Below are 12603 nucleotides of genomic sequence, written 5' to 3' on the forward strand. Positions count from 1 at the left end.
TTCAATTACTTGGGGAGGCTTTTTGTTTCGTATATAGAAATAGTCGTTCAATAGAAGATTAAAGGGGGGTTATTCGTACTTACATTACAAGCTTTAATTGCAAAAAGGAGGACAAGATGACTAAATTCAAAACTTTCGCACTTTCTAGTATTTTCTTTTTATTAGCGTCTTCAGCATTACCTCAAGGAGCTAATGCTCAACAAGCAGAGGACTTTATGCAGGCACAAATTTTCGGGGACCATGACTTTTCTTCTTCTTCCAATAAGACGGTTATTGTAGAGCTAGAAGAGTACTCCGAACTAGAAGCAAAACAACGAGGGGTACGTCAGTCGCGCTCTGTACTTACTGATGAACGAAGTAACGTCATCGATGACATTGAACTGAACGTAAGCTCAGTCGATGTGATTCAAGAGTATGGATACGTTTTTTCAGGCTTTTCTATTGAACTACCTGAAAATGAAATTCCACAACTACTTACTATTGACGGAATAAAAGCGGTTTACCCTGACGTTGAATATGAAACAGGAACGGTCGGTGAGGAAATTCCGATTACAGAAGAGGAATTTAGTCCGCATATGCTCGATAGCGGTCCATTCATCGGGAATGAAGACGCATTTGACCTCGGGTTCACTGGGGATGGTGTAACTGTCGCTGTAATTGATACAGGTGTTGATTACACACACCCTGACCTTGCAAGCTCCTTTGGTTCTTACAAAGGCTATGACTTTGTTGATAACGACGAAGACCCACAAGAAACACCTCCAGGAGACCCTCGAGGTAATCAAACGAACCACGGTACGCACGTAGCAGGTACAGTCGCAGGTAACGGACTCGTAACGGGCATTGCTCCTGATGCAGATCTTTTGGCCTACCGTGTATTAGGTCCTGGTGGATCTGGTACGACAGCAAACGTTATTGCGGGGATCGAACGAGCTGTTCTTGATGGCGCAGATATTATGAACTTATCACTCGGAAACACCTTGAATGACCCTGACTTCGCAACGAGCATTGCCTTAGATCAAGCAATGGCTGACGGTGTTGTTGCAGTCACTTCTAACGGGAATTCAGGTCCTAACAACTGGACGGTTGGATCACCAGGAACGTCACGAGATGCCATTTCTGTCGGTGCAACTCAGCTTCCATTCCCAGAATACTCCGCAGCATTATCGAGTGGAAGTGCAAGCTTTGATTCCGCAGAAGTAATGGGCTTCCCGAGCGAGTTAGAACTTCTTCGCTTAAATGACGGAGACTTTGAAGTCGTTGATGTAGGAATTGGTGCTCCAGAAGACTTTGAGGACGTTGATGTTGAAGGCAAAATTGCGCTAATGGTTCGTGGTGACCTGCCATTCGTTGAGAAAGCGGATAACGCTGAAGCAGCAGGTGCCACTGGAGCAATTATTTTCAACAACGTTGCCGGTGAACAACCTGACGTACCAGGTCTTTCTATTCCAACGATTAAGCTTTCACTAGAAGATGGTCAACAACTTCAATCTCAAATCGCTCAAGGAAACAATACCGTTTCTTTTGACCTTGATTTTGAACGTGAAGTAGGCGAAACTGTCGCTGATTTCTCTTCAAGAGGCCCGGTTATGAACACTTGGATGATCAAACCAGATGTTTCAGCACCTGGTGTAGCGATCGTGAGTACTGTTCCAACACACGATTCTTCGAATCCACATGGGTATTCATCAATGCAAGGAACAAGCATGGCTTCACCGCATGTTGCCGGTGCTGCTGCACTCCTTCTCGAAGCTGATCCAAATGCATCTGTTGATCATGTACGTTCTGCGCTTATGAACACAGCTGAATCACTTTATGATGCAGACGGAAATGCTTATCCATTTAACACACAAGGAACAGGTAGCATTCGTCTCGTTGAAGCATTAACCGTCGATTCAACTGTTTCACCAGGTAGCCACTCATTCGGTATTTTCACAGAAGAAGATGGCATCCAAACGAAGCGCAGTTCATTTACGATCAATAACGTTTCTGATCAACGCCAAGCCTATGGCTTTGATATTGAATTCCACGGCAATCCAAGTGGAATTACTGCGATGTCAAGCAGCGATATCGCCCTTCAACCAGGAGATTCTGGCGAAGTACGCCTTAACATTCAGGTAAATCCTGATCTACTTGAACAAGATTACTATGAAGGTACGATTACCGTACAGAGTTTAACTGATACGATTGAAGTACCGACAATTCTTTTCGTCGGAGAGCCTGATTATCCGCGTATTACGAGTCTTAATGTGCTTGAGACTGACGAAATTAATGAGTTCGATGTAGTCGCGAATGTTCCTCGAGGAGCTGAGGAACTCGGATTTTGGGTCTATGATGCTGAAACAGGTGAGTATTTAGGTCTTGCAACTACGTATTCCGACGTAACTGGTGGTACGTTTGAAACGAACTACGACGCTACACTTAACGGCAACCCACTTGATGAAGGTGAGTACGTCATGATTGGCTATGCGACGTACCTCGAACAAACGAACACTGCACAAAGTGATGTGTTTGAAGTTCTGGCTCACGACGAAGAAGCAACAGAACCTGCTCCAGAACCCGAACCTGAAAACCCACCACTGTGTGAACACGAAGCTTGGTCTAGTTCAAACATTTATACTGGTGGAGATCGCGTTGAACACAACGGCAATTTCTATGAAGCAAAATGGTGGACGCAAGGTGAGAACCCTGAACAATCTGGACAATGGGATGTTTGGAAAATCGCCTCTGATTGTACAGAACCTGAATTAGAAGACGGATACCCAGTCTGGACTCAAAGTGAAGTCTACGTCGGTGGCGATCGCGTCATGCATGACGGTCAACTATTTGAAGCAAAATGGTGGACGCAAGGAAACAACCCGAACGACTCAGGCGAATGGGACGTTTGGAAAGCTGTACAAGACTAACTCCGATACTCCCTTCAACGTACACATCTACGTTGAAGGGAGTTTTTTGAGGACTCAATTTGATTGTTGTGCGAGCTTCTACATAACGCGAACACTTACAGTATTTAACTTCGACCATCGAAGGCATAAAAAATGGCGCAGCCCTTAAGGAGCTACGCCGTTTTTTATTCTGTAACAAACGTTTCTAATGCATCTAATGCTTCGTTTGCATCGTTCCCATCTGCTTTAATTGTAACACTTGTTCCTTTACGTATGGCTAGACTCATGACACCCATAATGCTTTTGGCGTTCACTTCTTGTCCGTTTTTCTCTAGAAATACGTTCGAGCCGAATCGATTTGCTTCTTGTACAAACAACGCCGCGGGGCGTGCTTGCAAACCCGTTTTTAAGGAAACAGTCACTTCGCGTTGGATCATTGCCAGTCTTCCTTTCTATAAACGTTATGTTTGCGGAATTTGGATCGGTTCATGATTACGAATCTTCTCAGCGAGCTCATCGATTTTACGTAGGCGGTGGTTAACCCCTGATTTACTTACCTTGCCACTCGGAACCATCTCTCCCAACTCTTTGAGGGTCACATCTTGATGTTGTACCCGAAGTTCGGCGATTTCACGAATTTTGTGAGGCAAACGCTCTAATCCTACTTCACGATCTAACAACTGAATGTTTTCAACTTGTCGTAGTGCTGCGCCGACCGTTTTGTTAAGGTTCGCTGTCTCACAGTTCACTAGTCGATTTACTGAGTTTCGCATATCCTTCATAATCCGGACGTCTTCGAAGTAGAGCAACGCTTGATGAGCACCGATAATGTTAAGAAACTCAGTGATCTTCTCGCTTTCTTTGACATAGAGAATAAATCCCTTTTTACGTTCTAGCACTTTCGCTTGCAATTCAAACTCTGCCATCAGTTGTTGCAACGCCCGGTTATGCTCTTCGTAAAGCGAGAATATCTCCAGATGATACGATGAAGTGTCAGGGTGATTGACCGATCCCCCTGCAAGAAACGCACCCCGTAAGTATGCACGTTTGCAACATGACTCATTAACGAGTTCTTTTGAGATCGTACGTGTGAACGTAAATCCATCGTTCATGATTTCTGTATCTGCCAATATCTCTTTCACTTGTTCATATAGGCGAACAATATAGACGTTGTTTTTCTTAAGTCTCATCTTTTTGCGAACAACTAGTTCCGCTTTCATATTGCGATAAGATCGCTTTAAGAGCGTATAAATTCTTCTAGCAATCGCAGCATTCTCTGTAGAAATGTCTAAAGATAAGCGTCCATTGCTAAATGAAAGGGAGCCGTTCATTCTTATGAGCGCAGCCAACTCTGCCTTTTCACAGCAATGCTCTGAATCGATTTGCGTCAGTTCTTTCTTTGTCATTGCGGCAAAAGAAGACATAGGCGCTCACCACCTTTTTATATTGATAATATTACTTCGGAGATTTTTTTTGCATGATGACGGATATGTTCGCCATCATCAATCAGAATAAAATCATCTCGAATGACTTGTAGCTTAAGTTGAAGTAGTGCTTCTTCATCACACGATACTGCCTCTGCTTGCTCATCTAAATAACGCATGGCCACCTTATTCGGAATCGGGGCATCGTTAACAATCACGTAATCAAAGAGTGCTGTCCCCACGTGTTGATGAATCGCCGTTACATGTTCTGAAGCACTATAACGTTCTGTTTCTCCAAACTGAGTCATCACATTACAAATGTACATTTTCTTTGCACTTGATTGCATGATCGCTTCTGAGATTTCAGGGACGAGTAAATTAGGAAGAACACTTGTAAATAGACTACCTGGACCGATGACAATCTTGTCTGCTTCATGAATCGCTTTTAATGTTTCGGGAAGTGCCTTTGGGTTTTTAGGCTCGATCCACACATTAGCGATCGGCTTGTTTGCTTTCGGGATATTGGATTCACCGTGAATCGTTGTACCGTCAGTTAGCGTTGCAGAAAGCTCCAAGCTATCATTTGAAGCAGGTAACACCTTACCGCGAACATTCAACACGCGACTCAACTCGGTAATTCCCTGAGCAAAGTCACCCGTGATCGATGTCATACCAGCAAGTAGCAAATTGCCTAGTGAATGACCACTAAGTCCTTCGCCGTTTTTAAAGCGGTGTTGGAACAGCTGTTCAATTAAAGGCTCTACTTCCGCAAGCGCAACCAATACATTTCGTACGTCACCAGGTGGGGGCACGTTCAGTTCTTTTCGTAACCTCCCTGAACTTCCGCCATCATCAGCTACCGTTACGATCGCGGAGATTTCGACATCAAACGTTTTCAAACCTCTTAACAGTACTGCCAAGCCTGTGCCGCCCCCGATTACGACCACCTTTTGCGGGGCCACTATCGTTCTTCTCCCCCGACTTTACGATCGCGGTGACTTCTGTGCACGTTGTATTCTTGTTCGTATAGGTTCGCAAAATGTTCCACTAACGTTACAGATCGATGTTGTCCACCTGTACAACCAATGGCAACAATAAGCTGCGTTTTACCTTCTTGTTTGTATAATGGGAGCATAAACGTAAGTAAATCTTGAAGTTTTGTAATAAAGTTCTTCGTATCGTCCCATTTCAATACATAGTCAGATACGTCTTTATCAAGGCCTGTCATTGGACGAAGTCGATCAATGTAATGCGGGTTGGGTAAGAAGCGTACGTCAAACACTAAATCTGCATCAATCGGTACACCGTGTTTAAATCCAAAACTCATAAAATGAACGGTAAATGGCTGTTCTTCCGGTGATGAAAATAAGCGATTAATTTCTTCACGAAGTTGCTTTGGCTTTAAGTTCGTAGTATCAATTCTGTGTCTTGCCCGACCTTTGATTTCTTCGAGAATCTTACGTTCCTTTTCGATTCCTTCAAGCAATGAACCGTCCGGCGCTAGAGGATGGGAACGCCTCGTCTCTTTATAACGGGAAACGAGCTTCTCATTGTCTGCATCAAGAAAAAGAATATGCGTGTGTAAATTTGCCGTATCTCCAAGCAAGCTCACAGCTGAAAATACTTGCTCAAAAAACTCTCGTCCACGTAAGTCCATGACGAGTGCCACTCGATTCATTGAACCTGCTTCAATGAGATCTAATAACTTAGGGATTAATGCTGGAGGTAAGTTATCGATGCAAAAATAGCCTAAATCCTCTAGGCTTTGAACCGTTACTGTTTTGCCTGCGCCTGACATGCCCGTAATGACGACAATTTGAATATCTTCCTTCACAAGATCTCCCCCTATACTGCCACGATCCTTTAACTCTCCCTCTAGTATACATGACAATAACCTTTATGCCCAAAAAAGGCGCAAGGCGATTTCGCCTTGCGCATCAACATATATAAAAGGGGGGTCAATTAACTAACCCCATCATAGCGCATGAGTGTTGCATCGTGATTACAAATCAGTTAAAAGCGAATAACGAAATTATAAAGATTGGGTAACGACCTAGGTGATTGGTCACGAACCTTTGCCAGCTTCCACTTGATTCAACAATTCTTCAACATAATGTTGTGCATTTTGAGCTGCTAAACTGCCGTCTCCAGTCGCTGTAACGATTTGACGAAGGGACTTCTCACGAATGTCTCCCGCTGCGTAAATACCTGCCACAGCCGTCTCCATCTCTTCGTTCGTTTCGATGTAACCATCTTCGTTCGTAATCCCAAGATCTTTGACTGCATCATTGAGTGGGAGCATTCCGATGTAAATAAATACACCTTCCGTTTCGTGCTCATACTCTTCACCAGTTTCAACATCAGAAAGTGTCACGCTTTTCACTTTCCCGTTTTCACCGTTTACTTCCTTAACAATCGTATTCCATTTAAAATCGATCTTGTCGTTTACAAATGCACGTTGTTGCAAAATCTTTTGTGCTCTTAATTGGTCACGACGATGAACGATTGTTACCTTATTAGCAAAACGCGTCAGGTAAACCGCTTCTTCAACCGCAGAATCTCCCCCACCAACGACGATGATTTCACGCTCACGGAAGAACGCGCCATCACAAACGGCACAGTAAGACACACCACGACCACCAAGTTCTTTTTCGCCAGGAATTCCTAATGCTTTGTACTCCGCACCTGTGGAAACAATCACTGCACGCGCTTTGTACGTCTTACTTCCAGCATGAATCGTCTTGTATTCTTTACCATCTTCGATGGATTTAATGTCTCCGTATGCGTATTCAGCACCGAATTTCTTTGCGTGATCAAACATTTTATTGGAAAGATCCGGACCTAAAATATGGTCATATCCTGGGTAGTTCTCCACGTCTTCAGTGTTTGCCATCTGTCCACCTGGAATTCCCCGTTCAATCATCAATGTCGACATTTCAGCTCTAGACGTGTAAACAGCCGCAGTCATCCCTGCAGGTCCAGCACCTATAATAATGACATCATAGATTTTTTCTATATCCCCTGTCATCCTGCCCACTCCTTTTTCAGTATTCTTTGCGATCTAGTATTTATTATCCTGATATGAGTATATGGGATCTTAGACCTTGTCGTCCATTGATCTGCTTAATCAAGACCGAACGCTAAATCTTGAACCGTTTCACACCGTACTTCTTCATTCGATAACGAACGTTCTTCCCAAGTTTGTAACAACAGCGCGGCCTTTTCATGTCCTGTACGCCTTGCCATCGACCAGAATTTTTTCGTTTTTGCATCGTGACCACAATGAAATGCTGCAACTCCGAATCGGTAGAAGAAAACACCTTTTTCTTGGTACGAATGCTTATGCAAATATTGAAAAGCATGGAGTGCAGCCTCGTATTCACCGAGTCGGCAAAGTGTTGCTGCTACTTTATACATGTGATTTTTATCAATTGGCATCACATCGATTAATTTTTCTTTCCAATAATGAAGTTCTTGGTCGTGTCCAGCGTGATCAAGCAGTAATGCAATTTGACATATTGCTGGAACGTAAGCTTCAACTTGTAAGAGTTCATCAAGAAAATAAATGGCTTCTTCAGTGCGCCCGAGAAGGTGTAATACGCGAGCAAGCTGACTGTAAGCCGCATAATAACTCGGGTTTTCAAAGATCAATTCTCGCAGTTGTTCTTCTGCTTTGAGATAGTTTTGATCTTTAATAAATTGGTGCACTTCTTCAAAACGTAAAATAAACTCATCCGACATTGGAGCATCTAACGATTCATCATCGGAAAAATCATCGCTACCGATGTCTTCAAGATTCAACAGTTGCAATAACTCATCTGTATCTTCGCGGAAGTCTCCGTCAGGCATAAGTTGGATATATTTATTCGCAGCGTCTCTTGCGCGATCAAATAAGCCTAAATAGGCATAATTATTAGCGAGAAAGTAATAACAGTCATAGAGCTTGTAATCGATATGTTCAATCACATGTAGTAAAATTTCATTAGAGCGTTCATATTGCCCCATATCCGATAAAACGGCTGCCAGCTGACAATGAAAAACCCCTTCTAGGGGACGCAAGTCAATGGCACGTTGCAAATAGCGAATCGATCGTTGCCAATCCTTCTTTTGATATGCAACGACTCCTTGTTTAAAGAAGTATTCTGGATTCTGTATAAAAGGGACAACTTGACCCATTGAACAAACCCTCACTCTCGGCTTCACATAAAAAATGTACTTTGTCAAGGAAGGCACCTTAAAACAAAGCATAACGTTTTGATTATACCATAGATAAGACGCTTTAAAAACCCTCTCATCCTTTCCAAAAGTTTCTCTTTTGTGGCACTACATCATGAGTTTTTACGGTTTATTTTGCGTGATGCTACTTAAGTTTTTTGTTACGACTAATTTAGGACGAGTCTAAAGGAGGATTGTTGTGAATAGAGGTCATTGTTATACAATCACAGCCGTTCTTCTAGGAGGCGGAACTGGAAGTGCAGTGCGTTATCTTGCGCTAGAACTGCCTATAAGCCCTCACATTGCAACGATGATCGTTAATTTACTTGCAAGCTTTCTACTTGGCATACTTACCGCAACGAAATCACGATTTAAACAGCCGCTATTTGTTGGTCTTGGGGTAGGGTTTTGTGGAGGCTTATCGACCATGTCGACTTTCGGTTACGATGTTGTACAAATCTTTCATGAAAGTGTGGCTTTCTTAACGATCTACTTGAGCGTTTCAATCATCGGTGGCATTACGCTTGCCTTTATTGGTTACATGATTGGAAAAAGAATAAACCGAGGTGATAATCATTGAACATTCTAGCCGTGACAATAGGCGGTGCTATCGGGAGTCTTTTGCGTTATTTGCTTGGGCTCACTTTAGCTAAAGCCTTTCAAAACGCGTTTATCCCTGTATCCATGATCGTCGTGAACGCTCTCGGTTCATTTGGACTTGGTGCATTTATTGCGATTGAACAACTTGCATCAGACTCGTTCATCTATGCAACTATTGCCATCGGCTTTTTTGGCGGTTTTACAACGTTCTCTACGTTCAGTGTCGAAGCACTCGATTTATTCTCACAAAAACGATACGTTCACATGATTGTTTACGTATCGCTCTCGGTCTTGTTAAGCATCGGTTTTTTTATACTCGGTTACGCGATTTTAGTTCAGGGATAACGTCTCTTGGAACGTTTCCCAATGCTCCTTGAACGACGTTTTCTGCTGCACGCATTTCCATTGCGCGTGTCGTTGCCAACGTTGCTGAACCAATATGCGGGGTCAGCGTAACATTGTCGAGTTGCAAAAATGGATGATCACTCGGTAAAGGCTCCGTTTCAAACACATCAAGTGCCGCTGAGAAGATGTCTTTATTCTTAAGCGCCTGAACGAGTGCGCCCTCATCAATAACAGGGCCTCTGGCACCGTTAATCAATACTGCTGTGGACTTCATGAGCGAAAGCTCGTTTGCCCCGATCAATTTTACAGTCTCATCTGTAAGCGGGACCATAAGAAGTACAAAATCGGCTGTTTTTAACAACTCTTCAAGCTCCACATACGATACATCGTATTGTTCTTCAATCTCTGGTTTACGAGAACGGTTGTGATAAACGATGTCCATTTCAAACCCCAGTTTTGCACGACGGACAATCTTTTCTCCGATTCGTCCCATCCCTACAATGCCTAGTGTCTTATGGTGAACATCTTGACCGTAAAATGCACTGTCAGGCTCAATTGTCCACTTCCCCTTTTTCACGTAATGATGAAGTTCGCCAATTCTCCTTGATGCTGATAGCAAGATTCCGAAGATCAAATCAGCAACTGTATCGTCGAGGACATAAGGAGTGTGAGTACCGTAGATCCCATGTTTTGAAAGCACATCAACATCAAATTGATCATAGCCAACACTCACTGTACTAATGACTTTTAGTTGGTTCGCATCACGAACGATCTCATCTGTCACTTTCGTTGCTGTCAACATCGCCCCGTCAGCATGTTTTAATTCTTGTTTCAACACCACTTCAGGCACTTTTTCATTTTCTTCGTTCCAAATTTTATAGTGACAATGCTTGGCAATATAGGCTTCTGTTTCTTTTTCAATTGGATGTCCGATATAGACGTAAGGTTTCATCGTCTCCTCCTTCGACTTAGGCGCTCGTTTGGTGAATGATTTGTTGCAAAACGGTAACGAACTGTTCTTTCTCTTCCACAAATGGTGAATGAGCACTTTCTTCAAAAACGTGAAACTCTTTGTAAGGTGCTTCGATCAATTCGTAGAAACGTTCTGCCTCCAGAATGCTCGTTTGGAAGTCATGCCTTCCATGCAAGATATAAATAGGCAAATCAAAGTTTGGAGTTAATTTTGCCAAATCCGCATGAACCATAAATTCGCCCACTTCTTTATACGTTTGAAAAGAACCGGGGATCACATTAAACTTCTGACGATCTGTATAATGTTTGCTCCGTAAGACATCAACAAAACCTTGCCACGTAGAATAACCAGATCGCTTCATACCACCACGATATTTATTTACGTAACTGAGCACTTGAACGAGCGGACGGCTCGTATGTAACTCTTGATCAAACACAACTTTATTCGCTCGTTTAAGCGCACGTTTATCTTCGCGGTATTGAGCATTTTGTTTCACAAAACGAACGGTATCTTTCGCCGATTCCAAATAGCGACCGATTTGACCGGTTCCGATGTAAGCGTAATAATGTTCAGGGTACTGATGCGCCACTAAACTGCCGACTATACTTCCCCAAGAGTGACCGAATAGATAGATCTTTTCTTTTCGCCACTGCTGTTTTAAATGCAACGTCACGTGTACGCAATCTTGAACAAACCGTTCAGGAGAAAGCTCACCTTGTGTTGAACGATTGTAAGACATGCCTGCGCCGCGTTGATCCCAATAACAAACTGTTACATGTTGCAACCAGTCTAGTTTCTCACGTGAGATCATCGGATATTCTGAATACCCAGGCCCCCCATGTAGAAACAAAACAATTGGATTGTCTTCATTCGTCCCTTCAATGATCATCCCATGTTCATGACCGTCGATTTCTAAGTACTGTTTGATCGTAAACATCTTCCTCATCCCCTTACAATCGACTTCGTGCAATGCAATACTGCGCCGCATAATACGTCGACATAATTAATATATGAGAACTTGATAATGGTTCAACGAACTTATTCCAAGCAAGAATGCTATCCGAGAGGATAAAAAAAAGGGCGCCAATAATGGCTAATCGATTTCTCGTTTTGATCGCGACAATCCCCATCAGTCCGATTACAATAATATAAAAGAATACAGGTAAGACCAGACCTTGCTCAGTCGTACCGATCAGTGTCGATCCAAAGATCCACCCCATCGATCCCATGTAAATCGCTATAGCAATAAACGGCCACTTCAACGTTGTATGTTTACGATATTTCCAAAAAGCTGGAATATAAAGCAAATGCCCTAGTAAAAAGATGATCAAACCTGCAAGAAACGAATACGCAATAGCAACGTCAGCGATTGCACAGACAATCAGACCATACATCACCAAGTTCCTTATACCACGTTCACGGATTTTCAAACCATATAGAATGATCAACAACATCGGTATAACTTTAAAAACGACGATGATTGTGCTCTGTTCAAAAACATTAGGAATAATAAAGATGTAAAGAAGACCAGTAATCAGGATTAAAAGTGATAACAGACGAGTGTTCATCACTCACTACTCCGTTTCATGAGAATATCTCTTTGTTGCTCCTCACCGAAATAAAAATAATGCTCATCAAATGCTGTGAAACCGAGACGTTCATACACTTGTTTAGCTCGTAAGTTTTTCTCCCAGACTCCTAACCAGACATACATTTTATTAAGCTCTTTCGCTCGCTGAAACGCAAATTCAAGTAGTGCTCGCCCTATTCCTTGGCCTTGATTGGAAGACCGTATGTAGATTCGTTCAATCTCCAAGTGGTCCTCTCCAAACGGCTCTGATTGTGCAGCACCAACATTCAGCTTCAGAAGTGCCTGAAACTCATCACCTTCATCAATCACGTAAAATTCTGATTGTTCTTCTTGGAGCTCTAACTCTAGCTTTGAGTAGGCGAAGGCGCGTTCCAAATGACGCTCCAATTGAACTGGTTCATTTTGAGAAGCGAAAGTCTCTACAAAAGTATCGATACTCACCGCTCGTAACGCCTCTACATCAGACGGCATACAACGGCGCAATGCATTGATGCTTGTCATTTAGATCCCCTTTCCATCGACCGTTATGTCGTTACCATTATCTTACTGAACAGCGCCTTTTTGTTCAAT

At 42.9% G+C, this 12603-nt stretch carries 13 protein-coding genes; 3 read left to right on the forward strand and 10 right to left on the reverse strand.

The genetic code is table 11. The features are described from left to right. Nucleotides 1–116: 116 nt before the first annotated feature. Nucleotides 117–2906 (forward strand): S8 family serine peptidase, encoded by a 2790-nt coding sequence (locus JOD17_RS21470; protein ID WP_204695395.1) that lies wholly within the window; start codon nt 117–119, stop codon nt 2904–2906. Nucleotides 2907–3070: 164 nt separating this feature from the next. Here the strand turns inward: JOD17_RS21470 and JOD17_RS01530 are convergent, their stop codons facing one another. The 6 genes from JOD17_RS01530 to JOD17_RS01555 all read right to left on the reverse strand — a co-directional run bounded on the left by JOD17_RS01530 (nt 3071) and on the right by JOD17_RS01555 (nt 8485). Then, nucleotides 3071–3322: an HPr family phosphocarrier protein gene (locus JOD17_RS01530; RefSeq protein WP_042358284.1), complete on the reverse strand. Its 252-nt coding sequence runs from the start codon at nt 3320–3322 to the stop codon at nt 3071–3073. A 24-nt stretch (nt 3323–3346) separates the two neighbouring features. After that, on the reverse strand, nt 3347–4309 hold the full coding sequence (gene whiA / locus JOD17_RS01535; protein WP_204695396.1) for a DNA-binding protein WhiA: 963 nt from the start codon (nt 4307–4309) through the stop codon (nt 3347–3349). 17 nt (nt 4310–4326) lie between these two features. Beyond that, complete coding sequence (locus JOD17_RS01540) at nt 4327–5271, reverse strand: uridine diphosphate-N-acetylglucosamine-binding protein YvcK (RefSeq protein ID WP_204695397.1); 945 nt, start codon at nt 5269–5271, stop codon at nt 4327–4329. Continuing rightward, on the reverse strand, nt 5271–6143 hold the full coding sequence (rapZ, locus tag JOD17_RS01545) for an RNase adapter RapZ (RefSeq protein WP_255343339.1): 873 nt from the start codon (nt 6141–6143) through the stop codon (nt 5271–5273). The genes JOD17_RS01540 and rapZ overlap by 1 nt, the downstream gene beginning before the upstream one ends. Nucleotides 6144–6374: 231 nt before the next feature. Next, entirely contained in the window at nt 6375–7337 is a 963-nt protein-coding gene (gene trxB, locus JOD17_RS01550; protein ID WP_042358282.1) for a thioredoxin-disulfide reductase, read from the reverse strand. A 95-nt stretch (nt 7338–7432) separates the two neighbouring features. Beyond that, the gene (locus JOD17_RS01555; protein WP_204695398.1) at nt 7433–8485 is read right to left on the reverse strand and encodes a tetratricopeptide repeat protein; all 1053 of its coding nucleotides are present in this window, start codon (nt 8483–8485) and stop codon (nt 7433–7435) included. Nucleotides 8486–8723: 238 nt separating this feature from the next. On the opposite strand from JOD17_RS01555, the gene JOD17_RS01560 reads away from it, so the two are divergent. Together JOD17_RS01560 and crcB are read left to right on the forward strand one after the other, a co-directional pair. Next, nucleotides 8724–9104: a CrcB family protein gene (locus JOD17_RS01560; protein ID WP_204695399.1), complete on the forward strand. Its 381-nt coding sequence runs from the start codon at nt 8724–8726 to the stop codon at nt 9102–9104. Next, complete coding sequence (crcB, locus tag JOD17_RS01565; RefSeq protein WP_204695400.1) at nt 9101–9469, forward strand: fluoride efflux transporter CrcB; 369 nt, start codon at nt 9101–9103, stop codon at nt 9467–9469. The genes JOD17_RS01560 and crcB overlap by 4 nt, the downstream gene beginning before the upstream one ends. Here the strand turns inward: crcB and JOD17_RS01570 are convergent. From JOD17_RS01570 to JOD17_RS01585, 4 genes are read right to left on the reverse strand one after another with little or no spacing between them, the layout of a single operon-like run. Then, on the reverse strand, nt 9435–10421 hold the full coding sequence (locus JOD17_RS01570) for a 2-hydroxyacid dehydrogenase (protein ID WP_204695401.1): 987 nt from the start codon (nt 10419–10421) through the stop codon (nt 9435–9437). The genes crcB and JOD17_RS01570 overlap by 35 nt on opposite strands. Before the next feature lie 16 nt (nt 10422–10437). Continuing rightward, nucleotides 10438–11379: an alpha/beta fold hydrolase gene (locus JOD17_RS01575; RefSeq protein WP_204695402.1), complete on the reverse strand. Its 942-nt coding sequence runs from the start codon at nt 11377–11379 to the stop codon at nt 10438–10440. A 13-nt stretch (nt 11380–11392) separates the two neighbouring features. Further along, the gene (locus tag JOD17_RS01580) at nt 11393–12010 is read right to left on the reverse strand and encodes a lysoplasmalogenase (protein WP_204695403.1); all 618 of its coding nucleotides are present in this window, start codon (nt 12008–12010) and stop codon (nt 11393–11395) included. Further along, nucleotides 12010–12534 (reverse strand): GNAT family N-acetyltransferase, encoded by a 525-nt coding sequence (locus JOD17_RS01585; RefSeq protein WP_204695404.1) that lies wholly within the window; start codon nt 12532–12534, stop codon nt 12010–12012. The genes JOD17_RS01580 and JOD17_RS01585 overlap by 1 nt, the downstream gene beginning before the upstream one ends. Between the last annotated feature and the right edge of the window lie 69 nt (nt 12535–12603).

Source organism: Geomicrobium sediminis, assembly GCF_016908595.1.
In the GTDB taxonomy this organism is placed as follows: domain Bacteria; phylum Bacillota; class Bacilli; order Bacillales; family Marinococcaceae; genus Geomicrobium_A; species Geomicrobium_A sediminis.